The organism is Flavobacterium sp. (genome assembly GCF_965657075.1).
Taxonomy (GTDB): domain Bacteria; phylum Bacteroidota; class Bacteroidia; order Flavobacteriales; family Flavobacteriaceae; genus Flavobacterium.
In genome coordinates this window covers 1-1,435 of record NZ_CBFHMV010000061.1, presented here as the reverse complement: position 1 = coordinate 1,435, position 1,435 = coordinate 1, and the positions used below count along the sequence as shown (strand labels likewise).

General features: G+C 29.4%; 1 protein-coding gene. It reads left to right on the top strand.

Annotated features, from left to right (window positions below; genetic code table 11):
• Positions 1–156 precede the first annotated feature (156 nt).
• The gene (locus ACTF56_RS13000; RefSeq protein ID WP_438967339.1) at positions 157–1,194 is read left to right on the top strand and encodes an IS5 family transposase; all 1,038 of its coding nucleotides are present in this window, start codon (positions 157–159) and stop codon (positions 1,192–1,194) included.
• The last annotated feature ends 241 nt before the right edge of the window (positions 1,195–1,435 follow it).

Below are 1,435 nucleotides of genomic sequence, written 5' to 3'. Positions count from 1 at the left end.
AAAACTATCTTGATTTTAAACTTAATGTTTTAGAAATTCCTAATTGGATTATTGGTATACAGACTATTATTATGGCAACCTCTAAAAACTTATTATCACAAAAAAACCATGTAGATATTTGTACAATCAATTAAATATCAATATATTGCATTCAATATGAAAGCATTTAAAAGATACAGAGATTACGGTTTTTTTGACCAAGACATTCGACTAACAAAATTGAGTAAACTTGGTGACCCATTAGAGAAACTGAATCAAGGCATTGATTTTGAATTGTTTAGAAAGGTATTAGAAGATGGATTTGAAAAAGTTGCTAAAGGCAAAGGAGGTCGTCGTCCTTTTGATTACGTGATGATGTTCAAAATTTTGATTCTTCAACGCTATTATAATTTGTCGGATGACCAAATTGAATACCAATTAAATGACAGAATGAGTTTTATGCGGTTTCTAAACTTGACTATTTCTGACGATATTCCTGATAGTAAAACGGTTTGGAACTTTAGAGAGCAAATGGTTAATTTAGAGTTAGTTGACGTGGTTTTTGATTTATTTTTAAAAGAATTAGAACAATTAGGATTGGTTGTAAATGAAGGTAAAATTATTGATGCAAGTTTTATAGAAGTTCCAAAACAACGTAATTCAAGAGCAGAAAATAAGCAGATAAAAGATGGCGAAACACCAAAATCTTTTGACGAAAACCCCAATAAAAAAGAGCAAAAAGATTTAGATGCAAGATGGACTAAAAAGAATAATGTAAGCTATTATGGTTATAAAAACCACATAAAAGCAGATGCAAAAAGTAAATTAATTATAAAATATGAAGTAACCGATGCTTCGGTACACGATTCGCAAGTACTTGACAATCTTTTAGATGAAAAAGATGCTGATGAAGATTTCTTTGGAGATTCGGCTTATAGAGGGCAAAAACAACAAGATATAATTTCACAAAAAGAGATGATTGATAAAACGTGTAAAAAAGGCTACAAAAACAATCCGTTAACCGAACAGGATAATGCAATTAACAAAGAAAAGTCAAGGGTTCGTTCAAGAGTTGAACATATTTTTGGTTTTATGGAAACAAGTATGAATGGAATGAATTTGTATGCTATTGGAATAAAACGAGTTGAGGGTATTGTTGGGTTGATGAATTTGACCTACAATATGTTTAGAAAAATTCAATTACAAGCTGTTTAACAAGGGAACGTGTGTTTTGTTAGATTTTGAATAAACAACAAACTATTGATTATCAAATAATTAAAAAAAAATAAAAAAAATATGAATTTATAAAACTCAATAATCCAATTTAAAAAAAACAAGAAAAATGATTTAAATTAGAATATCGAGTTTTTAGAGATGCCCTTAAAAACAACTTTTTTCGTTGGTCAAATGATATTCCTGGATGGCTTGAGTCCCCACAACAATCCATCTTCCGCTT

Coding starts and splice junctions, on each gene's coding strand:
- ACTF56_RS13000 (WP_438967339.1), top strand. CDS start 157: ATGAAAGCATTTAAAAGATACAGAGATTACGGTTTTTTTGACCAAGAC.